The sequence below is a fragment of the Bradyrhizobium sp. WSM2793 genome, assembly GCF_000379585.1.
Lineage (GTDB): Bacteria > Pseudomonadota > Alphaproteobacteria > Rhizobiales > Xanthobacteraceae > Bradyrhizobium.
This window is the reverse complement of the sequence record NZ_KB902768.1, coordinates 608,824-634,669: the sequence shown is the minus strand read 5'-3', so window position 1 is coordinate 634,669 and position 25,846 is coordinate 608,824. Positions and strand designations below refer to the sequence as shown.

23 protein-coding genes are annotated in these 25,846 nt (G+C 65.0%); 4 read left to right on the top strand and 19 right to left on the bottom strand.

All coding sequences use genetic code 11. From position 1 onward, the window contains the following. Positions 1 to 16 precede the first annotated feature (16 nt). The 8 genes from A3AS_RS0102765 to A3AS_RS0102730 form a co-directional block, all read right to left on the bottom strand. The gene (locus tag A3AS_RS0102765; RefSeq protein WP_018316079.1) at positions 17 to 1,144 is read right to left on the bottom strand and encodes a mandelate racemase/muconate lactonizing enzyme family protein; all 1,128 of its coding nucleotides are present in this window, start codon (positions 1,142 to 1,144) and stop codon (positions 17 to 19) included. 48 nt (positions 1,145 to 1,192) lie between these two features. Then, complete coding sequence (locus tag A3AS_RS0102760) at positions 1,193 to 2,230, bottom strand: tagatose 1,6-diphosphate aldolase (RefSeq protein WP_018316078.1); 1,038 nt, start codon at positions 2,228 to 2,230, stop codon at positions 1,193 to 1,195. Further along, positions 2,227 to 3,186, bottom strand: coding sequence for a sugar kinase (locus A3AS_RS0102755; protein WP_018316077.1), 960 nt, complete (start codon positions 3,184 to 3,186; stop codon positions 2,227 to 2,229). Before A3AS_RS0102755 ends, A3AS_RS0102760 begins: the two co-directional genes overlap by 4 nt. Continuing rightward, positions 3,183 to 4,256 (bottom strand): ABC transporter ATP-binding protein, encoded by a 1,074-nt coding sequence (locus tag A3AS_RS0102750; protein WP_018316076.1) that lies wholly within the window; start codon positions 4,254 to 4,256, stop codon positions 3,183 to 3,185. Before A3AS_RS0102750 ends, A3AS_RS0102755 begins: the two co-directional genes overlap by 4 nt. 6 nt (positions 4,257 to 4,262) lie before the next feature. Beyond that, on the bottom strand, positions 4,263 to 5,267 hold the full coding sequence (locus A3AS_RS0102745; RefSeq protein ID WP_018316075.1) for a zinc-binding dehydrogenase: 1,005 nt from the start codon (positions 5,265 to 5,267) through the stop codon (positions 4,263 to 4,265). A gap of 7 nt (positions 5,268 to 5,274) precedes the next feature. Further along, a complete protein-coding gene (locus A3AS_RS0102740; RefSeq protein ID WP_018316074.1) occupies positions 5,275 to 6,102 on the bottom strand; it encodes a carbohydrate ABC transporter permease in 828 nt (275 codons plus the stop codon). A gap of 4 nt (positions 6,103 to 6,106) precedes the next feature. Further along, entirely contained in the window at positions 6,107 to 6,994 is an 888-nt protein-coding gene (locus tag A3AS_RS0102735; protein ID WP_049814758.1) for a carbohydrate ABC transporter permease, read from the bottom strand. 62 nt (positions 6,995 to 7,056) lie between these two features. After that, complete coding sequence (locus A3AS_RS0102730) at positions 7,057 to 8,358, bottom strand: sugar ABC transporter substrate-binding protein (RefSeq protein WP_018316073.1); 1,302 nt, start codon at positions 8,356 to 8,358, stop codon at positions 7,057 to 7,059. Between the two features lie 168 nt (positions 8,359 to 8,526). On the opposite strand from A3AS_RS0102730, the gene A3AS_RS0102725 reads away from it, so the two are divergent. Together A3AS_RS0102725 and A3AS_RS0102720 are read left to right on the top strand one after the other, a co-directional pair. Continuing rightward, positions 8,527 to 9,567: a LacI family DNA-binding transcriptional regulator gene (locus A3AS_RS0102725; protein WP_018316072.1), complete on the top strand. Its 1,041-nt coding sequence runs from the start codon at positions 8,527 to 8,529 to the stop codon at positions 9,565 to 9,567. 9 nt (positions 9,568 to 9,576) lie between these two features. Further along, positions 9,577 to 10,311 (top strand): SDR family NAD(P)-dependent oxidoreductase, encoded by a 735-nt coding sequence (locus tag A3AS_RS0102720; protein WP_018316071.1) that lies wholly within the window; start codon positions 9,577 to 9,579, stop codon positions 10,309 to 10,311. Positions 10,312 to 10,350: 39 nt separating this feature from the next. On the opposite strand, the gene A3AS_RS0102715 is transcribed toward A3AS_RS0102720, so the two are convergent. The 9 genes from A3AS_RS0102715 to A3AS_RS0102675 all read right to left on the bottom strand — a co-directional run bounded on the left by A3AS_RS0102715 (position 10,351) and on the right by A3AS_RS0102675 (position 21,626). After that, the gene (locus A3AS_RS0102715; protein WP_018316070.1) at positions 10,351 to 11,682 is read right to left on the bottom strand and encodes an MFS transporter; all 1,332 of its coding nucleotides are present in this window, start codon (positions 11,680 to 11,682) and stop codon (positions 10,351 to 10,353) included. Positions 11,683 to 11,758: 76 nt separating this feature from the next. Further along, positions 11,759 to 12,565: an enoyl-CoA hydratase/isomerase family protein gene (locus A3AS_RS0102710; protein WP_026201597.1), complete on the bottom strand. Its 807-nt coding sequence runs from the start codon at positions 12,563 to 12,565 to the stop codon at positions 11,759 to 11,761. 29 nt (positions 12,566 to 12,594) lie between these two features. After that, positions 12,595 to 14,139 (bottom strand): AMP-binding protein, encoded by a 1,545-nt coding sequence (locus A3AS_RS0102705; RefSeq protein WP_018316068.1) that lies wholly within the window; start codon positions 14,137 to 14,139, stop codon positions 12,595 to 12,597. Continuing rightward, on the bottom strand, positions 14,132 to 14,650 hold the full coding sequence (locus A3AS_RS0102700) for a (2Fe-2S)-binding protein (RefSeq protein WP_018316145.1): 519 nt from the start codon (positions 14,648 to 14,650) through the stop codon (positions 14,132 to 14,134). Before A3AS_RS0102700 ends, A3AS_RS0102705 begins: the two co-directional genes overlap by 8 nt. After that, positions 14,647 to 15,462, bottom strand: a complete 816-nt coding sequence (locus A3AS_RS0102695) for a xanthine dehydrogenase family protein subunit M (RefSeq protein WP_026201596.1) — start codon at positions 15,460 to 15,462, stop codon at positions 14,647 to 14,649. The genes A3AS_RS0102700 and A3AS_RS0102695 overlap by 4 nt, the downstream gene beginning before the upstream one ends. Continuing rightward, the gene (locus tag A3AS_RS0102690) at positions 15,459 to 18,467 is read right to left on the bottom strand and encodes a molybdopterin cofactor-binding domain-containing protein (protein ID WP_026201595.1); all 3,009 of its coding nucleotides are present in this window, start codon (positions 18,465 to 18,467) and stop codon (positions 15,459 to 15,461) included. Before A3AS_RS0102690 ends, A3AS_RS0102695 begins: the two co-directional genes overlap by 4 nt. 129 nt (positions 18,468 to 18,596) lie before the next feature. Further along, positions 18,597 to 19,436 carry a helix-turn-helix transcriptional regulator gene (locus tag A3AS_RS0102685; protein ID WP_018316067.1) on the bottom strand — a complete coding sequence of 280 codons (840 nt, stop codon included), beginning with the start codon at positions 19,434 to 19,436 and terminating at the stop codon, positions 18,597 to 18,599. Positions 19,437 to 19,560: 124 nt separating this feature from the next. Further along, on the bottom strand, positions 19,561 to 20,979 hold the full coding sequence (locus A3AS_RS0102680) for a UbiD family decarboxylase (RefSeq protein WP_018316066.1): 1,419 nt from the start codon (positions 20,977 to 20,979) through the stop codon (positions 19,561 to 19,563). Positions 20,980 to 21,005: 26 nt separating this feature from the next. Next, on the bottom strand, positions 21,006 to 21,626 hold the full coding sequence (locus tag A3AS_RS0102675; protein ID WP_018316065.1) for a UbiX family flavin prenyltransferase: 621 nt from the start codon (positions 21,624 to 21,626) through the stop codon (positions 21,006 to 21,008). Positions 21,627 to 21,799: 173 nt separating this feature from the next. Between A3AS_RS0102675 and A3AS_RS0102670 the strand changes: the two genes are divergently transcribed. Continuing rightward, positions 21,800 to 22,768, top strand: a complete 969-nt coding sequence (locus A3AS_RS0102670; protein WP_049814772.1) for a LysR family transcriptional regulator — start codon at positions 21,800 to 21,802, stop codon at positions 22,766 to 22,768. A 211-nt stretch (positions 22,769 to 22,979) separates the two neighbouring features. Further along, positions 22,980 to 24,020: a tripartite tricarboxylate transporter substrate binding protein gene (locus A3AS_RS0102665; RefSeq protein WP_018316063.1), complete on the top strand. Its 1,041-nt coding sequence runs from the start codon at positions 22,980 to 22,982 to the stop codon at positions 24,018 to 24,020. A gap of 129 nt (positions 24,021 to 24,149) precedes the next feature. On the opposite strand, the gene A3AS_RS0102660 is transcribed toward A3AS_RS0102665, so the two are convergent. Together A3AS_RS0102660 and A3AS_RS0102655 are read right to left on the bottom strand one after the other, a co-directional pair. Further along, positions 24,150 to 25,199, bottom strand: coding sequence for a LacI family DNA-binding transcriptional regulator (locus A3AS_RS0102660; protein ID WP_026201594.1), 1,050 nt, complete (start codon positions 25,197 to 25,199; stop codon positions 24,150 to 24,152). Beyond that, the gene (locus A3AS_RS0102655; protein ID WP_026201593.1) at positions 25,196 to 25,840 is read right to left on the bottom strand and encodes a ThuA domain-containing protein; all 645 of its coding nucleotides are present in this window, start codon (positions 25,838 to 25,840) and stop codon (positions 25,196 to 25,198) included. Before A3AS_RS0102655 ends, A3AS_RS0102660 begins: the two co-directional genes overlap by 4 nt. Between the last annotated feature and the right edge of the window lie 6 nt (positions 25,841 to 25,846).

Below are 25,846 nucleotides of genomic sequence, written 5' to 3'. Positions count from 1 at the left end.
CCCCAAACCCGCACATCTAGATGCTGCGATAGCGCTCGATAGCTGAGAGATCCGGCACTATTCCGAGCCCCGGGTCGTCACTCAGCTGAACCATGCCTTCACGCACGTCGATCAGGGAGCCGCAAAGCAAATCGCGCAGCGGATTATCGTTGGCGTCGACTTCCAGCCAGCCATCTCCTCCGATACCGGCCAGCAGATGAGCCGAGGCAAGCAGTCCAATGCCGCCGCCGAGATAGTGTGGGCAAAACGTCTTGCGCACGTCGAGAATGTCACGCGCCAGCCCGGCACAGACCGTGAGCCCGCCCCATTTCGCGATGTCCGGCTGAACCACGCCGAGCACGTCCTCGGTCAGCACCTGCCTGAAGCCTTCGGCGCTCGAGATGTTCTCGCCGGCCGCAATCGGCATGTCCGCGCCTGCCCTCAGTCTTTGCCATTCTTCGCGGGGCCGATCGGCGCGGATGGGCTCTTCCAGCCAGCGCAGATCGAACCCGCCGAGCCGCTCCAGCATCTGAAGCGCCTGTTCGACCGACCAGCCCTGATTGGCGTCCGCCGCGAGCATGCCCGCGCAGACGATCTGGCGCAGGGCTGCGAGATTGGCGAGGTCGATGTCGGCGCCGAATCCGACCTTCAGCTTCAACGCGCGATGACCTCGCTCGAGTGCGGCTTCGGCCGTCTGCGTGGCGCCGCCGGGATTGATGCCGCTGGCATAGACCTTGATTGTGCTGCCGTGCCCACCGAGCAGCCGCCACAGCGGCAAACGCCGACGGCGCGCCGAGAGGTCCCATAGCGCGAGATCGATGCCCGCGATCGCCTGCGCAAACGGACCGGGTTCGCCGCATTGCAGCGCCAGCACTTCGGTGCCCCTCGTCAGGCTCTCGAAGGCTTGAGCCGGACCGTCGAACTTGCGCCCGACGAGACCTGGTGCGAGCACCTCGTTCACGAGCCGTGCACGATGCTCCGCACCCGGCGCGGGAAAATTCGACCAGGCTTCGCCCCATCCCTCGACGCCATCTTCATCGACGGCGCGAATGAAGACAGCGGGGCGGTTGAGCATGCGGCCGAACGACGTCACCACCGGCGTTGCCAACGGATAGCGATAGCAGAACGCTTCGATCGAGCGGATTGTGAAGCTGTCAGACGTCATGTTGCAGATCCTGCGATCGGGATCAGACCACGCGGAACGGCCATCAGCTCAATACGCGCGCGCGAAGTCCCCTTCCCGCTTGATATCAGTAAATACGGGAAAGCGCGCCTTCCACGGCGTTCCCTTGGCCTTTGTCAGCTCGTTGAGCCGTTCGAGCACACCAAGGCCGTCCTTGCGCAGGCTGGCGGCAACCGCCGCGCGGTCCGGGAAATTCTTCAAGACGGCATCGAGCCAGATCGTGCGGCCCGCCAAAAACCCGCCCGCGCCCGCGGCATAGGCAAAGTCGAGCACCCGTTCGAATTTCTCGGGCGCGGCACCGCCGGAGAGCAGCACCCAGGGGATGCTGCGCGCGCGGCAGATGTCGCCGATCGCATCGAACTCCGTCTGCGCGGCTTTCGCCTCGGCGCTGCCATCCCGGGCAGGCAGACTGTTGGCCGCCAGCGGGCTCTCCAGCTTCAGAAGGTCGACGCCATATTCCGGCTTGGCGAACTCGCGCACGCTCTCGATGACCAGACCTGGAAGTTTTCCGGGCGACTCCACGTAGTCGGCGGTGTGATTGGCGCTGCCGAGGAACGGATAGACGAGCAGTTCCAGGACGTAGGGAATGTCGTGACGGGCGCAATCCTGCCCGATCTCGCGAACGAACCGCTTCTGATGCTCGTTGACCGCAGCATCGGCGTCCGGCCGGTACCACGCCAGCACCTTGACAGCGTCGCCGCCCATGGCGCGGATCTTCTCAACGCTCCAGTCGGTGATCGCCCGCGACTTGCGTCCGCCCGAGGTCTCATCCACCCGGTGCTCTTCAAGGGTCATGATGAGACCGCAACGCGGCGGCAGAAGATCGATCGCCGCGGGCACCGCGAAATTCGGATCGAACAGCATCGAGCTGCAATGCGGCGCGAGGTTCTCGACGAGCAGACGCTTTGCCGCCGTCACGTCGGAATATTCGACCTGGTCCCGCGTAATCCCCTTTGCTTTCGCAATAGCATCAAACAGCGGCGGCCGCTGATCCAGCGCGACCATGCGAAAATGACCGTCCGCGTCGGCCAGACGTGCCAGGCCGCGGTTCTTTCCAATCGTTCTCATGGCTTCGTCCTCATGAATGCAAGACACTCGTTGATGGTGGGGATTCCGTTGCGTCCGCCGGCGTGGCGGCATTTCATCGCGGCCGCCGCAGCCGAAAACGCCATCGCGTCGCGCACGTCGAGACCGGCGCCGATCGCGAGGGCATAAGCGCCATGGAAGACGTCGCCGGCGCCGGTGGTGTCGACCACATCGACCGCGAAGGCCGCCTGTCGGTGCAGACGGCCGTTCTCGTACCAGCTCACGCCCTCCTCACCGCGCGTGACGGCGATGATGCGACACCCGAAGCGGGAGAGCGCGGCGAGGGTTTCATCCTTGGCCGAGCCGCCAAAAGCCGTGATCGCGGGCTCGGAGAAGATTGCGTGGTCGGTCAGGGGCAACAGCCGCTCGAACACCTCGGCATCGGCCATGTCGCCGTCGAGCACCGTCGGGATTCCGCGCGCGCGGGCTTCGCGGAACAACGTCGCGGCCCCCTCGACCCAGCGCGGATCCGCCAGCACCGAGGATGCGCGGGCAACGGTCTCCAGCGGCAGCCAGTCGGCTGCTTCCGGATAGAGACCGCGGAAATTGACGATCTGCCGTTCGCCGGAATTGTCGACGATGACACCGGAGACGGACGAGCGGCCGTCCGCAAACAGCCGGAAATTCTCGATGTCGACGCCTTCCGCGGTGAAAGCCGACTTCATCTCGTGCCCGGCAGCATCATTCCCTGCCCGCCCCCAGAACGCGACGGATGCGCCGAGCTTTGCGACCGCAACGCTCGCATTGGCGGCCATGCCGCCGCCGAGCGTGCCGTACTCGACGGCCTTGATCTTCTCGCTTCCACCCGAGAACGGCCGGTCGACGCGCCAGACCTTGTCGAGCGCGGACAACCCGAGACAGATCACGTGCACGGGCCTCGCCTTGGACGCGACGTCCGCCAGCGTCGAGAGATCGCCGATGTTGACCAATGCGCTCACCGCACGACCTGTCCATTTGCGGCATCGAACAGATGCGTCTTGCCGGGCTGCGGTCGCAGATTGATGCGATCGCCGACCTTCGGTCGTAGCGACGGATCGACCCGCGCGATGGATGCCGCGCCGGCGAGATCGAAATGGATCAGCGTGTCCGAGCCGAGCGGCTCAACGAGCTTGACATTCACTGTAATGCCGTCGGCAGCATCGGTGGCAACGGCAAAATGTTCGGGGCGAATGCCAAGCACAGCGCTGCCGGCATGCCGCAACCCGTTTGCCGTCTCCTCGCCCAACGGCACCACCGTTCCGCCTTGCGAAAGGATCGCACGCTCCTGTCGCCATTCGACCGGGAAGAAATTCATGGCTGGCGAACCGATGAAGCCGGCGACGAACTGGTTGGCCGGCCGCTCGTAGACCGCCTCGGGCGTGTCGTATTGCTGGATCGTGCCGCTCTGAAGCACCACGATGCGGTCGGCCATGGTCATGGCCTCGATCTGGTCATGCGTCACGAAGACCATGGTGGTCTTGAGTTCCTGCGACAGCGCCTTGATCTCTGCGCGCACCTGCCCGCGCAGCTTGGCGTCGAGATTTGAGAGCGGCTCATCGAACAGGAAGGCTTTTGGATTGCGCACGATCGCACGTCCCATGGCGACACGCTGGCGCTGGCCGCCGGAGAGCTCCTTCGGCTTGCGGTCGAGATACGGCTCGATATGCAGCAGCGCCGCCGCGCGCTTCACCCGCGCGTCGATCTCCGCCTTCGGCGTTCCCCGCAGCTCCAGCGCAAAGGACATGTTGTCGTAAACCCGCATGTGCGGATAGAGCGCGTAATCCTGGAACACCATCGCGATGTCGCGCTGCGCCGCCTGCACGCCGTTGACGCGCGTGTCGCCGATGTAGAGGTCGCCGGAGGAAATGGGCTCGAGACCTGCGATGATCCGGAGCAAGGTCGACTTGCCGCAACCGGACGGGCCGACGAAAACCACGAATTCGTGGTCCGCGATCTCCAGATTGAGATCGGGGATCACAGTGAAATTGCCGTAGCGTTTGGTAAGGTTGCGGATCGAGATCGAGGCCATGATCGCTTAGTCCAGCGCCAGTACAGGCTTGATCAACTCGCCCTTGGCGAAGCGGGCGAAATTCTCAGGCAAAGCGGACAGGCCGAACTCGCCGTCGACGAGGACGCGGTATTCGTCCTTGTACCGGCGCAGCAGTTCGACATTCGGCTCGAAATCCGAGACCGGGAAGTAGAACGTGCGGATCATGTAGAAGTCCTTGCGGCGGAACACCTTGCCTTCCTCGATGGTCCAGGGCGCGGCGTTCTCGCCGACCAGCACCAGCGCCCCGCGCGGCAGGACGAGCTCGATGCCGAGGTTGCGTGCCGCATGCGCGCCGGAGCATTCCATGATGAGGGCGAACCGTTTCGATGTGTCGCCAACCGGATGCGGTTTCGCGCCGAACGATCGGGCGATATTCAAGCGTGCGGCGTTCGGATCGGCCACATGGATGTCATCATAGCCGAGACTGCGGAGTGCCAGCACGACGCCGAGACCGACAGGCCCCGCTCCCATCACGAGGACCGCACCTGCCTCGTCCGGCGGCACGACACGACTGACGAACCGGACGGCGTGGCCGGAGGTGCCGATGGTGTCGAGCAAGAGCGGCGCGAGGCTGTCTTCGATATCGTCGGGCACCAACAGCAGGCAATTCTCCGGCACCGGCACGTATTCGGCGTAGCCGCCCGGCCTGTTCCAGCCGATCAGGCTCGAGACCTCCAGGCACATCTGGGTGTCGCCGCGTTTGCAGGCCGCACAGTGGTCGCAGTGCAGCGGGATATAGACGGCGCAGCGGCCGCCATGCAGGCGGTGGCCGGGCTGCTCGACCGCGCCAAAAATCTCGTGACCGGCGGTGAACTCGGCGCCCTTGTGCCAGAGCTTGAAGTCGGAGCCGCACAGCGCGGTGCGCGAGACCCGCACCAGCACCTCGCCTGCCCCGACGTCGGGCATCCGCACCGGCTCGATGGTGATGCGTTCGTGACCATGGAACACCGCCGCCTGCATGATCGCGTTCGGACGAGGCATTTCGTTCATCAGATACCTAACCTTTCACCGCGCCGAGCGTCAGCCCGGACACCAGCCAACGCTGAACCAGAGCCGCCAGCACCAGCGGCGGCAATGCGATCAGCGTCGCCGCGGCCATCAGGGCGCCCCATTGCGTCGAGCCTTCGCCGATGAAATTGAAGGCGGCCGCGATCAGCGTCTTGGTGTCGCCATTGGAGAGCACCAGCGCAAACAGGAAGTAGTTCCACGAGAATACGAAGGCGAGTATGGCCGAGACGGCGATGCCGGACGCCACCAGCGGCAGCGCGATGCGCCAGAGGATGCGCGTGACGCTGCAACCGTCGACCTGTGCCGCCTCGAACACGCTGCGTGGAATGGCATCGAACGACGGCAGCAGCACCCAGATCACGATCGGGAGCGTGATCACCGCGTGGCTGAGGATCAGCGCCGTGTACGACCCGATCATGCCGACCTGCCGGAACATGACGTACCACGGCAGCAGGAACAGCGTCCCCGGCGCCATGCGCGCCGCGAGCGTCAGGATCGCCGGCCACGAAATTCGCGTCCAGGAGACGGCGAACGCGGCCGGGATTCCGAACAGGAGTCCGAGCGCCGTCGAGCCGACGGTCACGATCAGGCTGTTGAGGGCGTAGCTCAGGAACGGCGTCGTCTTGGTCAGCTCGACATAATTGTCCAGCGTCGGCGTGAAGATCAGTGTCGGCGGATAGGCCGTCACCTCGAAGGACGGCTTGAAGGAGGACAGCACCATCCAGACCGTTGGCGTCATGATGATAACGCCGGCCAGCACGAGCTGCACCAGGTTGAGCCAGCGTATCCAGCGGTCGGTGTTGACTGCGTCGGTCATGAAATCACCACGCCACCGCGCCGCGCAGGCGGTTGAAGGCGAGCACGGCGCCGAACACGATCGCGGTCAGCGTCAGCATCAACGCGCTGGCATAGCCGATGTTGAAAAACTCGAAGCCGACCCGAAAGCCGTAGATATTGAGCGTATTCGAGGCGTTGCCGGGGCCGCCCTGGGTCGTGATGTAGATGATGTCGAAGAAGCGCAGGAGATCGACGCTGCGCAGGATGGCTGCAGTGACGATGGTCGGCAGAAGCAGCGGCAGCGTGATGCGCTGGAAGGTCTTGAACGCAGATGCGCCATCGATCTGCGCGGCCTCGTAGACGCTCGGCGGCAGAGATTGCAGGCCGCCAAGCACGATCAGGGCGACGTACGGCGTCCATTGCCAGCTATCGATCAGCGCGACCGTCGGAATGACCCATGTCGGCGACGCCAGCCAGTCCGATGGCGGTAAGCCGAGCGATTGCAGGATGTAATTGGCCGCGCCCAGCGACGGATCGAGGATCACGAGCCACATCATTCCGGCGACCACCGGCGGCATCATGAAGGGCGAGATGAACAGCGAGCGCACGATCCCAGGAAGGCGCTTGGCATGAAATAGCACCAACGCAAGCCAGACGCCGAAGACGAGCTGCAGCACCAGCGAGAGCACGAACAATGCAATGGTGATCCACAACCCATGCCAGAACTCGACGTCGGAAATCAGCTTGGTGTAATTGGCAAGGCCGGCAAAGGACTGCTTGCCGGTCGAGGAGAAAGTCTGGAAGCCGAGCCAGATCGTATAGACGACCGGAAATGCGATCATCGCGACCGTGAAAATCACGGCCGGTGCCGAGAGCGCCGCCATTTCCAGCTTCTGCCGGTCCTGCGTGAGTGTCGCAGCCGTATCAGACATGTATTCCTGTCCTCGATCGAGTTAGGTGCCGGCCGGCGCGGACACCAGCCGGCACCAGGCGGTCAGTTCAGCGCGATCAGCGCGTCCAGCGCCTTGTCGGCGTCCGCACAAGCCTGATCGACGGTCTTCTGCTTCAGGATCAAATCCTGCACCGCCTGACCAATGAACTCGCGCGATTGCGGATTGGCGACGATGGGATAGCCGACTTCGGACGAGCCCTTGGTGGCGAGCACATCGAGCGCGGCCTGCCATTCCTTGCGCACCGGCTCCTCGTCGATCCATTTGCGATATTCGGGGTCCTTGGCGACGGACGGACGCGGCGGGGCAATGCCCTGCAGAGCCATCTTCTTCTGCACCTCGGGGCTCGTCGCCCACTGCACGAAGTACCAGGCCGCATCGGGCTGCTTGCTGTGCGAGGACACCGCCATGCCCCAGCCGATCGTGGTCGGCACCTGGCCGGCCTCGCCCGCCGGGAACGGCAACAGGCCGGTGTCCTTCAGGCGCGCGCCGCCTTCCATCACCGTGCGCAATTCATTCGAGGATTCGAACGCCATCGCCGCGCGGCCGCCGCGATACAGCGCCGAAATCTGCTGGAAGCTATAATTGACGACGCCGGGCGGTCCGAAGTCGCGCAGCAACCGGCTATAGGTGTCAAGCGCCTCCTTGCCCTTGGCCGAGCACAGGCTCGACTTGCCGCTCGCGATATACGTGCCGCCGATATTGTGCAGCATGTTGCTGAAGGTGTAGGCGATCGCAGGCTTGAGGCCACGCGAGACGAACGGCGTCACCGTGCTGTCGCAGGTCTTGATCTTCTCGGCGGCGGCCTCGACGTCCTTGATGGTCTTCGGCGCCTCGAGGCCGCACTTCTTGAAGATATCGGTTCGGTAATAGAAAATCGGGCCCTCGATGTTCATTGGCATGCTGGTCAGCTTGCCGCCGAACGTCGCGGCCTTCAGCAAGGCCTGGCTCAACCCCGCCGGATCGTAGTCCTTGGCGACCTCGTTCTTGGCCATCGCGGTGAGATCGCCGTACCAGCCGGCAGCGGCGAATTGCTCGCCTTCGCGCGAGGGCAGCGTCATGAACACATCTACCTCGTCGCTGTTCGCGTTCATGACGGTGACCAGACGCTGGCGCATCTGCTGTTCCTGATAGCCGTCGACCTTGAGGGTCATGCCGGTCAGCTTCTCGAAATCGGCCTTATAGGTGAGCAGCGCCTGCGAAACCGGATTGTTGTTGGCGAGAAAGGTGACGGTCTTGCCCTTGAACTTCATCCAGTCGAAATCGGCTGCGCGCGCCTGCGCGCTGACGGCGGCAATCGCAAGAACGGGCAACGCGACGCGCGTCGCGAGCATGCTGACTTTCATCGAACTCTCCTCCCGCTGGCCGCATTATGCTGTCGGCACTTTCTGAAAACGGTTACATCCTAAGCGCCAACGCACCTCTGTCAAGCGATAGACAATCGATCCTTTGTGCGGCATTATCGCAATTATTCTGCTTACCTCGCTCGTGGGACGATATTGTAACGTTACATTATGAACGCACCGTCCGCCAAATTGACGAAGCAAGGCATCCGCGCCGTCGCGGCACGAGCCGGCGTGTCGACGGCATCGGTCTCGCGTGCGCTCAACAATCCCGATGCGGTGAGCCCGTCCCTGCGCGCGCGCATCGCGCAGGCAATCGAAGCCGTCGGTTACATCCCGCATGCGCCGGCCCGCATTCTGTCATCGCGGCGATCGCGTACGCTTGGCGCGATCGTGCCGACGATCGACAACACGATGTTCGCGCGCGGCATCGCCTCGCTGCAAAAATACCTCTCCTCGGTGGGTTACATGTTGTTTCTCACCACGAGCGGATACGATCTCGACGTCGAGCTGCAACAGGCCCGCAACCTGATCGGCCGCGGCGTCGATGGCCTCGTGCTGCGGGGCGACTGCCATCACGAGGGGTTGCGCAAGCTACTCGCGGACAATGCGGTGCCTTTCATCAATGTCGGGATCTATCAGCCCGACCGGCCCTACCCTTGCGTCGGCACGAACAACGAGGCCGCCGCCCATCGGGCGGCCGGGCATGTCATCGAGCTCGGCCACCGCCGGATCGGAATCGTTTCCGCGCTTCAGCGCAACAACGACCGCGCCGGCGCCCGCGTCGCCGGCTTTCGCCGCGCGCTCGCGGAGAACGGCCTGGAGCTGCCTCCGGAATGGCATGTCGAGGTGCCCTATACCCTGGACGACGCGCGCGAGGCGGCCCGCCATCTCCTCAACCTCAAGAATCGCCCGACGGCCGTGGTCTGCGGCAACGACGTCATTGCCTATGGCGTCCTGTTGGAAGCGGAGCGCAGCGGCTTTTCGGTGCCGCGTGATCTGTCGGTCGTCGGCTTCGACGACCTCGACTGGAGCCGCCATTTGCGACCGAGCCTGACGACGATCCACGTCCCAACCGACGAGACTTGGCAGCGGGCCGGAGAATATCTGGTGCGCAGCCTCGCCGGTGAGCAGACCATCATGCATCGCGAGATCGACTTCTCGCTGGTGGTCCGGGAATCGACAGCTCCGCCTCCCGCAATCCCGAAATGAGATCCTCCGATGAGTGCCAGCTTTTCTCTCACCCCCGGTTTTCATGCCGTCGTGATCGGCGGCGCCGGCGACATCGGCGCCGCGATCAGCAACCAGTTCTGCGACCTCGGGGCGACGGTGACCGCCACAGGCGTCAATGACGCCGATCTCGCACGCTCCCTGCTCAAGCCGCGCGCCGGACTTGCTCTCACGACGCTCGATGTCACGATCGATGAAGCCGTCGGGTCACTCGCCGGGCAGCACCAACGCGTCGATGCGCTGATCAATTGCGCCGGCATCCTGGCGCGGGACAAGGAATACGAAATCGAGACCTTCATCAAAGTGCTCGACGTTAATCTCACGGGCACGTTCCGGACCTGCATGGCGTTCCGCTCGCAGCTGGCGAAGATGAAAGGATCGATCGTCAACATCGCCTCGATGAATGCAACCCTGGCTCTGCCGCGGATTCCCGCCTATTGCGCCAGCAAGGGCGGCGTCGTGATGCTGACCAAGGCGCTGGCCCTGGCGTGGGCCGAAGACGGCATCCGCGTCAACGCCGTTGCGCCCGGCTATGTCGAAACCGCGATCAATGCCGCCGGCCGCACCGACCGCGCCCATTATCAGCGCATCGCCGACCGCACCGCGTTCAAGCGCTGGGGCCAGCCCGAGGACATCGCCGGTGCCGTCGCCTTCCTCTGCATGCCGGCCTCGCAATACGCGACCGGAACGGTGGTCGCGGTGGATGGCGGGTTTCTTGCGGGGTAGTGGCTGGCGCGGCCGCAAGTGCAGCCGCGCCGATCCAGCTCAGCGGAAGTTGCCCTTGGTTTCGGGGATCACGATCGCGCCGATCAAATAGATCACGAACACGCCGACTGCGAAGTAGGCCAGCGACATCGGAATCTCCGCGGGGCTGCCGCTTACCAGCGAAACGAACGTCGGCATCATACCACCCAGCGCAAAGCCGATATTCCAGGACAGGCCGGTGCCGCTGGCGCGGAGCGCCGTGGGGAACCGCTCGTTCAGAAAGATCAGCACGGGCGCATAGCCGGCATTGCCGATGAACGCGATGGCAAGCGCAAGAAGCGTGATCTGCGTGGTGTCCTTGGTCACGGCGAGGTTCAGATAGCACAGCGGCAACAGCACCGCCGCCAGGACCCCGATCAGCAGGAACGTCTTCTTGCGGCCGATGAGATCGCTCAGCGCGCCGACCAGCACCGCGGCGAAGAACGCCGAGACGCTGGCGCCCATCAGGATCAGCGAGGAGGTCTGGTTCGGAACCGCGTTGATGACTTTCAGGAAGCTCGGCAGGTACCCCGAGGTCAGATAATAGCCGGCGCCGCCGCCGAAGGTAATGAGCAGGTTGATCAGCAGGACGCCGCGATACTCGCGGGACAATACGTCCTTGACTGGCGCCTTCGAGACCTTCGCCTGCTTGTTGCCCTGCTGGCGCTTGAGCTCCTTGAAGTAGGGAGATTCTTCAAGATTACGGAAGATGAACCAGCCGAGCAGCGAGCTCAGCAGCCCCGAGAAGAACATGAAGCGCCAGCCCCAGACGGCAAAGGCATCTCCGGGAAATACCGAGGATGTGATCAGGAAGATGAAGGACGCCAGCAGCGCGCCAATGCCGGCGCCGCCGCCGCCGACCAGGCCCGACATCGCTCCGCGCCAATGCGGCGGCACCGATTCCGTACCGATCGTGTGGGTCGAGGCTACGACACCACCGACGAACACGCCCTGCACCAGGCGTAGGATCAGGAACACGATGGGAGCGATCACGCCGACCTGCGCAATGGTCGGCAGCAAGCCGAACGCGGCCGTGCTGATGCCGACGCCGATGATGGCGATCAGCATCGCCTGCTTGCGGCCGTGCACGTCGGCGTAGTGCCCGAACACCGCCGAACCGAGCGGTCGCATCAGCAGCGTAACGGCGAATGAACCGTAGACCGCGGCGAGCGACAGCGCCGCATTGCTCGACGGGAAGAACAGCGCGCCAACCACCGGCGCCACATAGAGCAGAATGAACAAATCGAACAGGTCGAGCGCCCATCCGAGCACTGACGCGATGATCGCATTGACCATCTGCTTGTTATCGGTCGATGCCCGTGCACCGGCGACCGGCATATCCATCTCAGCCATTTTGTTTTACCCTCCCCGTTTGAATAGGGCCGCGATCCGCGCCATTGCGAACCGCGGCAGCTTGTTGCGTCGCGTATCAGCGACCGGCGAATTTCGGCGGACGCTTGGCGTTGAAGGCCTCGACGCCTTCCCTGAAATCTTCCGACTGGCGCAGACGGCTGTAGCAATGGCCTTCGAGCTCGATGGCGATGGCGAGCGTCGAATCCTCGGTGTCGTTCAGGAGTTTCTTGGCGGTGCGCTGCGCCAGCGGCGAGAAGCTGCGGAGCTCGTCGACGAGCTTGTCGGTCGCCTTCTCCAGTTCGGAATCGGGCACGCATTCGGTGGCGATGCCCCACTCCAGCGCCTGCCTCGCCGAGATGCGCTTGGAGCGCATCACGATGTCCTTGGTGCGGGTGATGCCGACCATCTTCTGCAGCCGTGCCGACCCGCCGGAGCCCGGGATCTGTCCGAGCTTCTGCTCGGGCAGCGCGTACTGCGTGGTCTCCGAGGCGATACGGAAATCGCAGGCCAGCGACAGCTCGAAGCCAACGCCGAAACAATAGCCGCGATTGGCGACGATGACAGGCTTCGCGCAACGCGCCGGCGCGGCGATGTTCCAGGCGAGCTTGGAGACGTGCTCGGGGCTCGCTTCCATGAAGCCTCCGATATTGCCGCCGCTCGAGAAATGCTCGCCCTCTCCGCGCAGCACGATGATGCGCACGCGCGGATCCTCGTCGAGAGTCTCGAAGGTCAGCCGGAGCTGGTCACGCTGCGGCATCGCCACGACGTTGTAGGGCGGACGTCCCAGGATGATGTCCGCGCGCTCATGCGCCTCATCGATCTCGACCTTGAACCCATCGAGCTTGGCGAGCCGAGGATCGGCAAAAGTATAGGGTGACGGCATTTTCGCTTCCTTCTGTTGATGCGTGACGATCAAGCGGCGTCCGATGGCGGCCGGCGCTCGGTCTCGTATTCTCCGGCGACGAGCAGGCGCCGCAGCAGCTTGCCGACCGGCGATTTCGGAATCGCGTCGACGAAGACGTAGCGACGCGGCCGCTTGAAATTGGCGAGGCCCGAGGTGCGGCAGAACTTCTCCAGCTCGATCTCGGAAACGTTGCGATTGCGCTTGACGAAGGCGGCGACGACCTTGCCCCATTTTTCGTCGGCGACGCCAACCACCGCGACCTCGTCGACGGCCGGGTGCAGCGACAGGCAGCTCTCGATCTCGACCGGCGAGACGTTCTCGCCGCCGGTGATGATCATGTCGTCGACGCGGCCCGTGACGAACAGGTCGCCGTCCGGATCGATAAAGCCGGTGTCGCCGGTGAAATACCAGCCCTCGCGCAGCGACTTTGCGTCGGCCTCGGGACGACGCCAGTAGCCCTCAAAGGCCTCGTCGCCGGCGAGCGTGGCAATGATCTCACCCTCCTCGCCCACCGCGGCAAGCTCCGCCACCGAACGCGCGCCGATGCGCACGACCTTGACGTGCTGGTTAAGCCCGGCCTTGCCCGCCGAGCCGGGTTTTGCCGTAGCGTTCTGATCGATTGTGAAGGTGTAGATCTCGGAGCTGCCGTAATGATTGACGAACAGCTCCGGCCTGAAGGCCTCGTTCAGCTTCTTCAGCAGGCCATCCGTCATCGAGGCGCCGGCAAAGCCGAGCTTGCGCACGCTGGAGACGTCGGTCCGGGCAAAGGCCTCGTGGTGGACGAGATCGTGATAGAGCGTCGGCACCAGATAGAGATTGGTGATCCCTTCCCGCTCGATCAGCTCCAGCGCCTGGCGGCTGTCATAGCGCGGCAGGCAGATGAAGCTGCCGCCGATCAGCGACATCGCGAGCAACGAGCGGACGCCCATGGTGTGGTAGAGCGGCATCACGCCGAGCGTGCGCTCGCCGCGGCCGTAGAGATTTTGCGCGACGTGGGCGATCGCCGCGGCACGCTCGGCGCGATGACGCCGGGGCACGCCCTTCGGCCGCGAGGTCGTGCCCGACGTGTAGAGCATGATCGACCAGGCATCAGGGCCGACGCACGGCTCGGCGTCGGGCGCGCTGCCCCTGATCAGATCGGCAAAGCCGACCGCCTCGCCTGTGCCCGGATCGACCGACACGCGTAGCAGCCGGCCAGCGAGCGCCGAACCCCGCACCGCCTCGGCAGAAACATCCTGGTAGAAAACCGCGCGGGCTTCGGCGTTCTCGATGCAGAAGTCCAGCTCGTCGGCCTTGGCGCGCCAGTTGATCGGGGTGATTACGAGTCCTGCGAACTGGCAGGCCCAATGCAGCGTCGCGGCCTCCCAGCGGTTTTGCAGCAGCGTGACGACGTGGTCGCCGGGCTTGAGGCCCAGGCGGCCGAAGGATGCGACCAAAGCAGAGATCTGGTCGTACCATTGCCGGTAGGTCAGGCGGAGATCGCCGTCGACCAGCGCGATGGCGCGCGGATCGCGCGCGGCGCTGGCCATGAAGCTGCTGGCGAGATCAAGCATCTGACGTCTCTTTTTTCGATGAAGCGAGCTGGGCGGCGGCTTCGAGGGCCGCCTGGATGATCGGCGTGTATCCGGTGCAGCGGCACAGATGCCCGCTGAGAAGATCGCGAATCTCCGCCTCGGTCGGCGCCGGGTTCCTGGCGAGATAATGATCGAGCGACATCAGGATGCCGGCGGTGCAGAAGCCGCACTGGAGCGCGTGGTTGCGGCGGAAGGCCTGTTGCAGCACGCCGAGGCGATCGGCCGCGGGTGCAAGCCCTTCAACCGTCTTGATCTCGCAGCCGTCGACCTGCGCTGCCAGGGTGAGGCAGGAACGGGTCAGCATGCCGTCGACGACGACCGTGCAGGCGCCGCAGACGCCGTGCTCGCAGCCGACATGGGTGCCGGTGGCGCCCAACTGGTGCCGCAGGAAGTCGGACAGCAGCGTCCGAGGTTCGGCTTCCCCCGCAACGGGCTCGCCATTCAGTGAGACGTGGATGGGATGGCGGGCGTCGGATTTGAGACGGGTCATTGCAGCACCTCGCCGATCAGATCGCGGCCGATCATGCGCACGAGGTCGCGGCGATAGCGCGCGGTGGCATGGACGTCGTCGCGGGCGCCGAGCTCGTAGGCAAAGGCGTTGAGGGCATCGTCGACCGCGCTGCCCTCGAGTCGCGGCCAGTCCCGCGCGGTCGGGACGTCCGCAACGCCACCGACCGCGAGGCGGACGCCGGATGGCGTCTTCATCGCGGCGCAGGCCACGATGGCAAAATCGCCGTGCCGGCGTGCGACCTCGCAGAACGCGAAGCGAGATCCATTGATGACCGGAAGCGAGATGCCTTCGATCAACTCGTCGTCGCTGCGCGCCGTCAGCATCATGCCGGCGAAGAAATCCTTGGCCGCGACGCGGCGACGGCGCCTGGCACTGCGCAAAAGCACCTCGCCGCCGAGCGCGACCAGCGCGAGCGGCATCTCGGCGCTGGGATCGGCATGCGCGAGCGAGCCGCAGATGGTGCCGCGGCTGCGGGTCTGCATGTGACCGACGCAGGGCAGCGCCAGCGCCACCAGCGGCAATGCCTCGGCCAGATCCGGCCAGGCCAGCAGATCGGCCTGGCGCACGCTGGCACCGATGACGACGGCATCGGCTGTCCGCTCGATCTTGCAGAGCTCCCGGATCCGCATGATGTCGATCAGAAGCTTCGGCTTGGCGAGGCGCATGTTGAGCATCGCCATCAGTGACTGTCCGCCGGCGAGCACACGGGCATCGCCGCCTTGTTGCGCCAGCCCGTCGAGGACTTCGCCGACGGTCTCGGCGCGGAGATAGTCAAATGCGGGCGGCTTCATCGGCGTCCCCCGAACAGGCCGGCGACCTTCGCCGGCAGAGCCAACAGCGAGAAGCCGCCCGACGCACCACCACCGCCGGCCCTGCGGGCGAGCGCTGCGAAGAACTGGCCGATGATCACCCGCGTCGCGCCGTCGAGCAGCCGGCCGCCGATGCTTGCGATCTTGCCGCCGATCGCGGCGTCATAGCTGTAGGTCAGCTTCGTCCCGCCGCTGCCGTCGGGCGCGAGTGTGACGCGCCCCTCAGCGCTGCCGAAGCCGAGCGCGCCGGTGGCGCCGCCGCGCAAGGTGACCGCGCACGGCGGATCGAGATCGAACAGCTCCACGTCGGCGCGATAGCGCCCGGTGACGGGTCCGATGCCGAGCGTGACATCCGCGCGGAAATGCGTCTCGGTGATCTTGTCGACGCGCTGGCAGCCGGGAATGATCGATTGGAGCGTGGCGGGATCGAGCAGCATGGCCCAGACCTGCTCGGGCGTCCCCCTCACCGAGGCCTGCCCTTCGCCGCGGAGCCGCCGATCTGCTTCGCGCGCAGGCGCCGCGGCCACGCCATCCGCGGGAGGCGGCGGCTCGGCGCCGCGCACCAGCTCGGCAAGCCGGGCAGGCACCAGAGGCAACGTGATATCGGCAACGCCGAGCGCATCCGCGACCGCGTTGGCGAGGCAGACCGGCGTCGACATGCAATTGCCTTCGCCGACGCCTTTCGCGCCGAGTGGCGTGAACGGCGATGGCGTCTCCATGTGGAAGATCTCGGGCTCCGGCACCTCGGTGGTGGTCGGCAGCAAATAGTCCGCGAGCGTTCCCGTGAGGAAACTGCCGTCCTCGGCGTAGGCATATTCCTCGTAGAGCGCGGCACCGAGCGCCTGGGTGAAGCCGCCACGGATCTGGCCATTGACCATGCCGGGATGGAGGATGGTGCCGCAATCGTGCATGGTGACGTAGCGGTCGATCCGCGTCTGCAGAGTAATGCGGTCGATCTCGACGCCGCAGAAGTCGAAGATGAAGCCATGGCACAGCGAGGAGTTGATGCGGTCGTCCTCGCCGGGCGGCGTCAGCTCCGGCGGTGTCCAGAACACGGTCTCACGAATGGTCTGGCCGGCATCGTCAGGCAGCGATCCCGGCGACCAATGACTGAGCGCTGCGACACGCGAGAACGAGATCCGGTTCTCCGGATTGTGTTTTGAGGCCACGAAACCTTTCGCGAACTCGATGTCCGCGGCCTCGACGTTGAGCTGACTGGCAGCAATACGGGCGAGACGGCCGGCGACGCGCTCGGCCGCGATCTTGGCGGTGCCCGCCACCGCCGCAGCAAAACGGCTGGCATAGTTGCCCGACGCGATCGACCAGGCGTCCTTGGCAGTGTCGATCTCGGTGTTGACGCGGATGTCTTTCGGCTCAAGGCCGAAGACGTCGGCGACCACCTGCGACAGCACGGTGCGATGGCCCTGCCCCTGCGGCACGGAGGCGACGTGAACGGTGACGCTGCCGACCGGATCGAGGCCGACAGTGGCGGTCGCCTGCGCCCCGTTCTTCGGCCCGGCCTTGCGACGCTCGGCGGCAGTTAGCACCGTTGTGATGTAACCCATATTGGAGACGCTGGGCTCCACCACCGCCGTGAAACCGATCCCGTAGAGACGCCCCTCTGCCCGCGCCGCGTCGCGCCGCGCCTTCAGTTCCGCAAGCCTGCCCTGCTCGACCGCGCGCGCGATCGCGTCCTGGTAGTTGCCGGAATCGAGCAACGCGCCGGTTGCGGTACGATAGGGAAAGGCACCTGCCTCGATCAGATTGCGCTTGATGACATCGAGCGGATCGAGACCGAGCCCGATCGCGATGCGCTGCACCAGGCGTTCCAGCGCGAAATAGACCTGCGGCCCGCCAAAGCCGCGGTTGAGGCCGGTCGGTGTCTTGTTGGTGACCACGACGCGGTTGCGAATCCTGACGTGGTTGATGTCGTAGGCCCCCGTCATGTTGCCGTGCATGCGGTAGAGCGTGGCGGGCTCGGGCGCGCGCAGATGCGCGCCGCAATCCTCGACCTGGTCCCAGTCGAGCGCGAGAATCTTGCCGTCGGCCGCAACCGCCGCGGCCAATGTCGTCGCGCGGTTGGTCGCTGACACCGACGCGGTGAGATGCTCGAGCCGATCCTCGATCCACTTCACCGGCCGGCCCGTGACGCGCGCAGCAGCCGCGATCAGAACGATGTACGGAAACACGCCCTGCTTGACGCCAAAGCTGCCGCCGGAATCCGGCGGCGTACGCAGTCGCAGCCGATTGCCCGGCACCTTCAGTGCACGCGCAATCACGGTGTGAATGCTGAACGGCCCCTGAAAATTCGCGAGAACCTCAAAGGCATCCTCGCCGGCATCATGCGAGGCGACGACGCCATAAGTCTCGATCGGCGTGCAGGAGTTGCGGGGATAGCGGATGTCGATGGAGAAGCGATGCGGCGCATCCGCAAACGCTTTTTCAGGATCGCCGTAGCGGAACGCGCGGTCGCTGGCGAGATTGCCGGGAAAACCGTCGTGCAGGACCGGTGCACCCGGTGCTATCGCCCCGAGCGGGTCGACTGTGGCCGTTCGCGGGCGATACGCGACATTGATGAGTTCGGCTGCATCTTCAGCACGGGCACGATCAGTCGCCACGATCACGGCGACCGGTTCGCCGACATAGCGCACACGCTCGACCGCGATCGGCCAGCACTCGACCGGCGCCTTCACGCCGACGACGAGACTTGTGGTGACCGCCTTGATCTGCTCGCCGGTCAGGACCGCGGCAACGCCCGGCAGCCGCCTGGCCGCTTCAACGTCGATCGAAACAATATCGGCGTGGGCGTGCGGCGAGCGCAGGATCGTCGCATGCAGCGTGCCGGGCTGGACGCCGAGATCGTCGATGAAGCGGCCGCGACCGCTGAGCAGCGCGGCATCCTCGACGCGCTCGATTGAACGCCCGACCCACGGCTTGTCGCCACCCTGATCAACCGAATTTGCGGATTGAACCGCGGCCTGCACCATGTCCCGGCATACCTCCCGACGCGTTCTCTGACGCGACGGCGACGTTTGTCAGGACAGGAGGCGCGAGGGCCATACCGCCCGCTCTCACGACTTACCAAATCGTCTCATTCGAGAGCGTGCAGCGCAATATCAGCCCGCGAGGCGCGAGACGTTGCGAAACTCGCGCGGGCTGACACCGGCATGATCGCGGAAGAAGCGCGTGAAATGCGCAGGCTCCGGAAAACCAAAGCGCTCGCTGAGCTCGCCGAGCGGCGTGTCCTCGCGCATCACCGCGTCGAGCGCCCGCTCCATGCGGACGACGTTGAGGTAAAGCTTTGGCGAAACGCCGAGCGAGGTCTCGAACAGGCGGAAGAACTGCGCGCGCGACAGGCCCGCGCCCTTCACGAACTGATCGACGTTGGCGTAGGAATCGTTCACGCGCATCGCGTCCATCGCGCGGCGGATCCGCCAGTCGCAGCTCACGGCGCTCATGCCGCGGATCGAGGTCGGAAAGCTGCGCCAGGGCGTGAAGCGCTCGATCACCGTGATCATGAGGTCCGAAAGGGTCTGCTCGTGGGTTCGCACCGCATCGGGATTCGCCATCATTTCGGCCGCAAGATGCAGCGTGAGTTGCCGAATGCGTGGCGAGACTTCGCCCGAGGGCCGCTCGAAAAAGCCCGGCGCGCCACTCGCGGCCCATCCGGGCCGGAACTCCTTCAGCCATTCCGGCTCGATATAGAGCGCCATGATGAGCGTGCGCGGGCGATTGACGTCATGCACATAGGCATGCGGCTTCCAGCCGTCGACCAGAACGGCCGCGGTGTCCGTGAGCGGGGTGACCTGGTCGCCGACCAGAAACTGGGTGTCGGCGCCCTCGACCTTGAGCAGGACGTGGCAGTGATGATGAGCGTGGCGGACCAGCGAACGGTCCATGTCGAGCAGAGCGACCCTGCCGAAAGCGCCATGAGCGATGCGCAGGGCCGTCGACATCAGTTTCTTCCTCCCGGCGTTGCGCCGCAAAATGGTTGCCTTGCTGGTGCGGCACTATAGGCCGCCCCAGCTACAAATTCCAACGGCGCAAACGGACGCAAGCCGCTTCCGGGCGGCAACCCGTTCACATCCGCGCCTCCGCAAGAAGGCGCGCGACCGCAGCGCCCGGATCGGCCTGCAGGGCTGTCGTCAAGTCGACGTCCTCCTCGCCCTTGACGCGGATGCGCTTGAAGGCGAGCTCGGACGCCCTGACCGGCGCGGTCGCGTCGAGGCCCATCTTGGCGCCGATACCGTCATCCGTGGTCGGATCAAGTTTCGAGCCGAGCGCGCCGGCGACGACCATGAGATCGCGGTCGGCCTGGAAGCGCGTCGCCACCGCCCATTCGATCTCCTCGGAGGAAGAGATATCGACGTCCTTGTCGACCACAACCACCTGCTTGATGTCGTAATGCGCGCCGAAGGCGCACATCATGACGTTCTTCGGCTCGCCCTCATTGGTCTTGTCCATCTTGATCGCGAGATGATAGCGGCAGGTACCGCCGCGCGTGAGGCGAACATCGAGCACGGTCGGGAAGCTGCGGCGCAGATGCTGGAGCAGCGTCGCTTCGCGCGGCACGCCGCCGAGAATCAGGTGCTCGAAGCCGCCGCCGACGATGGTATGGAAGATCGGCTTGGCGCGATGTGTGATGGCATCGACTTCGATCACCTCGCGATTGGCGCGCGGGCCGTAATATTGCGGGAATTCACCGAACGGTCCCTCCGGCTCGCGTACGCCTTGCAGGATTCGTCCTTCAATCACGATCTCCGCATGGGCGGGAACGCGAACCGAATTGGTGCGACATTTGACGACGTCCACGGGCGAGCCGAGCAGCGCGCCCGCAATCGCCATCTCGTCCTCGTCAAGCGCAGCAATCGCCTGCGAAGCCAGCAGCAGCGCCGGATGCGCGCCGATGACGATAGCGATCTCCAGCGCCTGGCCCAGCTCCTCCGCGAGACGATAGTAAGAGAAAGTGTGCCGCGGCAGCAGCAGAACGCCGATACGATTCCTACTGCTGACCTGACAACGATGAATCGAAACGTTCTGAACGCCGGTCCTCGGATTGCGGGCGATCAGCAGGCCGGCCGTGATATAGGGACCGCTATCGCGTTCATTGTGCTTCGGCACTGGAAGCTGTCGGAGCAGATCGACGTCGTCGTGAACGACCTCTTGCACCGGACCGTCGGGAACCTCGCGGGTCGGCAGAGGATTGCTTGCGGCAGCAAGGAATCGTGGCAGCAACTGGTCCTCGGTGACGCCGATGGAATCGGCGACCCAATCACGGCCGGCAAACAGGTTGGCGATGACGGGGATCTCGTGCCCGTCGGGGCGCGGGAACAGCACCGCGCTGTCGCGCTCCAGCCGCTTGGCGATGGCGGCGAGCTCATCGGTCAGCGCAATGCCCTCGCGCGCAATCGCGAGCTTACCGCGCTCGGCGAGGTAAGCGAGCCAGGCACGCAGATCGGCCGGTGCGTTCGTGCTCTTCGCCGAATTTTGCATTCGCATGACGTATCTTTCCTCGGCCGTTCGGGTCAGGGCGCGATCTTGCGCAGCGACGGCGAGCGGCGCTTGAGCGCTTCGTCCTCGCCCCAGCGGCGCACCACGCCGATATCGATATCGAAAAGGTCGAGCACCCGGCCGACGGTGTGCTCGACCATGTCGTCGAGATTCTCGGGTTTTGCGTAGAAGGCGGGCACAGGTGGCGCGATGATCGCGCCCATCTCTGATAGCGCCGTCATCGTCCTGAGATGCCCGGTGTGCAGCGGGGTCTCGCGCACCATCAGCACCAGGCACCGGCGCTCCTTGAGCACGACATCGGCGGCGCGGGTCAAAAGCGTCGTGGTGACGCCCGAGGCGATCTCGGACATCGAGCGCATCGAGCACGGCGCCACGATCATGCCGGCGGTACGGAACGAGCCGCTCGAGATTGCCGAAGCCATGTCGTCGATCGCATGGCTGACATTGGCGAGCTCCCTCACCTCCGCGATCTTCAGGTCGGTCTCGTAGGCGAAGGTCTGCTCGGCGGTCTTCGACATCACCAGATGCGTCTCGACGCCGGCATTGCGCAGGAGTTGCAGCAGGCGCACGCCATAGGTGACGCCCGAGGCGCCGGAAATGCCGATGATCATCCGCTTGGGCGCTGCGTGCTGCATATGTCTGATTTCGCTCCCGTGGGCACGTACCCTCGAGGTGGCGTGGCCGGCTGCAAAACTAGGCAATCTCGATCATCACGACAAATAATGATTGATTATATCGTTCATCATCAGAGATGATGGATCGCGAGCGAGTTGGCGAACGAAGGACTGGCCTCGTGGAACTCAGGCAGATGCAATATTTCCTGTGCCTGGCCGATGAAAAGAACGTCACGCGGGCCGCGCGCCGGCTCAACATCGTACAGCCGGCGCTCAGCATGCAGATCGCCAAGCTCGAGGCCGAGCTCGGCCAAAAGCTGTTCGACCGCAGCGTCCAGGGCATGACGCTGACCAGCGCCGGCGAGGCGCTGGTGCGGCTGACGGCGCCGATCGTGCGCGATGCCGAGTATGCGCGCCAGGAGATGGCCCAGATCGGCGGGCGGATTTCGGGCCGCGTCTCGGTCGGCCTCATCACCTCGGTCGCGCAGAGCACCATGGCAAGCTCGTCGGCGACCGTCGCGCGCCGCTATCCCGAGATCATCCTCTCCGCGTGCGAAGGCTACACCGAAACGCTGGTCGACTGGGTCAACAGCGGCCAGCTCGATTTCGCGCTGATCAACGTGCCGCGCCGAAGGACGCCGCTCGCCGCGCATCACATCATGGACGAGGAAATGGTGTTCGCCTGCCGCAAGGACGGCCCGATCAAGCCGCCCGCAAAACTGCGCTTCGACCACATCGCGAATTTCGATCTGGTGCTACCATCGAAGCGCCACGGACTGCGGCTGATCCTCGATGAGCACGCCGCAGCCCTCGGCATCGACCTGCGGCCGCGCCTGGAGCTCGACACGCTGCCCGCCCTCTGCGACGTGATCGCGACCACCGACTTCGCGACCGTGCTGCCGACCATCGCGCTCCGGCAATCACTGGCAAGCGGAACCATTCGAGCCCATCGTTTCGACGCGCAACGGATCGTTCGCTCGATCGCCTGGGTGCATCACCCGCGGCGAGCGGTCTCGGTTGCGGCCAAGGCCGTGCTGGACGTCATCAGCCACGATCTGGCGCAGGCCGCGGCGGTGGCAAAGGAGTTGGCTGAACCTGGCTCCGGCGGCGCAGCCTCGTCATCCCGCAAGCGGCGTCGCAAGGCTGGGAAGATGATTTCCTGAATTCCGAACGCTCATTCGGACAAGATGTCGCGCCCGTTGCAAAATGAGACGGGTTGGTAAGTTTCGAGACGAGCCGGCATGACGGTCACGTCAAGCCGCTAACTACGGTCCAGGCGCAGAAAATCGCGGCCTGGCGCTCCTCCCGGACATTCTTGTCACGGACGCTCCCAAGGCTTGCAGAACAAGACACGGTCGGGAGATTCAGTCCGAGATGGCAAGGTTCGGTCACAGCAAGATCACGGACGGCACAGCGCCGCACGTTGAAGGATTTCACCCTGACCGCAGGTCTTTGCTCTCGCTCGGCCTGGGCGCAGCCCTCTCCGCCACCGGGCTGCGTCCTGCGCAAGCGCAAGACTACCCGGCGCGTCCGATCCAGGTGCTCGTGCCCTTCGCAGGCGGCAGCGCCAGCGACGTCATCACGCGCATCCTGCTTAACCGCATGTCGGCGTCATTGGGACAGGCCTTCGTGGTCGACAATCGCCCTGGAGCCGGCGGCAATATCGGTACCGCGGCCGCTGCACATGCCGCCCCGGACGGCTACACGCTGCTGATGAGCACCTCCGGCCCACTAGCCGCGAACCGATCATTGTACAAGGAGCTGCCCTACGATCCGCTGAAGGATCTTGCCCCGATCGGGCTGTTTGCCACGCTGCCGAACGTCATTGTGATCAATTCGAGGCTGCCGCCAAAATCGCTGCGCGAGCTGATCGAGTACACCAAGGCGCGCCCGCGGGAGCTGAACTACGGGACGGTCGGAGTCGGCTCGTCGCAGCACCTCGCGGCCGCCTATTTCGAGCAGCTCACGGGCACAGAGATAACCCACGTTCCTTACCGCAACATCGCCGCTTACACGCCGGACTTCATCGCGGGCCAAGTCCCACTGGGCTTCCAGCTCTTGCCGAACGTCATCGGTCTGATCAGGAGCGGCGACGCGCGCCCGCTCGCGGTTGCCAGCGACAAACGCATGACGGCGCTGCCGGACGTGCCGACCGCGGCCGAGGCTGGCCTGAAGGATTACGAGAGCGCGGCGTGGCTTGCCCTGCTCGCGCCCGCGGGCACGGGCACCGCCGTTATCGACAAGCTCTATGCCGCCATGATCGAAGCCATGAACGATCCGAAGGTGCGCACCCTCCTGGTGGAGCAGGGCGCCGAGCCCCTGATGATGGACCCCCGAGGTCTTAAGGATTTCATGACCGCGGAAACCAAGAAATGGGCCGGGATCATCAAGAAGATCGGCATCGAGCCGATGTGAGTTACAGCTTTTGGCTAGTCGTCAGCCTCTTCCGCGTGATCCGCTATCCGCGCTCTGCTCGCCCAAAGCTCGCTCGCTGACCGGCCCGCGCCTGGCTCAACGCTGCGGCGCTCGCGGTATGAGCTCGCGTTACGGCAGATTGTCCCGCAAAAAAATGTCGATGCGGATGCGCTCCTGGTCGGCGCTGATTGGCTCGCCCGAACAGTGCGCGAGCAGAATGCGTGCCGCGGAGCGCGCCTCGTGCCCGGGATCCTGATTGATCACGGCATCGAGGGTGCCGCGAACCAGGAAACGCCGTGTGTATTGGGTCAGCTCATGGGTAATCCAGACCACTTCGCGAGCGCGGCCCGAAGCCTCGAGCGCATCGGCGATGCCGCGGTTTCCGGCACCGCAGCAGTATATGCCGCGAAGATCTGCATGGCGCGCCAGCAGCGCGGCCGTGAGCTCCCGTGTGCGATCGCTGTCGTCGCGGCCCTCGATGACCGGCAGCGCGGGCAGGTTTGGATACTCGCTGGACAGGATCTGATGGAAACCGAACTGCCGTTCGGTGTGATCGCGCAGCGACAGCGATCCCGCGATCACCGCGACCGTCCCCTCGCGCCCGGCGAGGAAGCGCCCCATCAGCGTCGCGGCAGTGCGGCCTGCGGCGGGATTGTCGATGCCGACATAGTGCAGGCGGCGCGAGCTTGGCGCGTCCGACACGAGGGTCACCACGGCGACCCCGCGTCCGACGAGCTCGTCGATCGCGGCCCGAACCCTGGGATGATCGAGCGCGATGACGGCAACGCCCTGGTAGGCCGGCGACAGGGTTTCCAGCGCGCCGGCGAGCACATCCGCATCGAACACATCGACATGGAGAATGTCGATGAAGCCGCGCTGGCCGGCGAGCCAGTCCGCGGTGCGCAGGACCTGCTCGCTCAGATTGGTCATGAAGCTGTTGCTGCCGGTCGGCAGCACGAAGGCGAAGCGGAATGTTTGCCCACGGGCGAGCCGCGCCGCCGCGAGGTCGGCGCGATAGCCGAGTTTTGCCACCGCGGCCTCGACACGCGCGACGGTCTTGGCGCGCACGCCCTCGCGCCGGTTGACGACTCGATCGACGGTCGCAAGCGAAACGCCGGCCGCACGCGCGACGTCCTCGAGCGTGGCGCGAATCGCCGGCTGCGTCGCCCCACCCGTCATTCGCGCGCCGCCCACAGCATGCCGCGGGTCATCAGTGTGCGGATCTCCGGCACGTCGAGCTCGTAGGCACGGTGGCCGAGCGAGGAATAGAACACCCTGCCCGCGCCGTAGCGTTTCTTCCAGACCACGGGCATCACCACGCCCTCGATCCACGGCGCGTGCTCGCCGGTGAAGGTCGTCGTCGCCAGCACCTCGTTGGCGGGGTCGACATGCATGTAATATTGCTCGGAACGATGTTCGAAACTGTTCAGGCCTTTCATGATGGGGTCATCCGGCTTCGTCAAGTCGACCTTGTAGTCGATGATGTTGCCGGGATGGGCGACCCACTGCCCGCCGCACATGAACTGGTAGTCGACGGAATCGCGGAACGCGTCGCACATGCCGCCATGATGGCCGGCGAGCCCGACGCCGCTCCGCACCGCCGCGCAGAGATTGAGCGCTTCCGCCTTCTCGATCTTCGACATCGTGTAGATCGGGATGATCAGCGACATGTCGTGGATCTCAGGATCGGCGAATGCCGCCGTCGTCGTCTCGATCCGCACCTCGAAACCTTCCGCCCTCAGCCAGCCGCGAATCATCGAGGCGCAGAGATCCGGATCGTGTCCCGGCCAGCCGCCCCATACAATCATTGCTTTGCGCATGGTCAT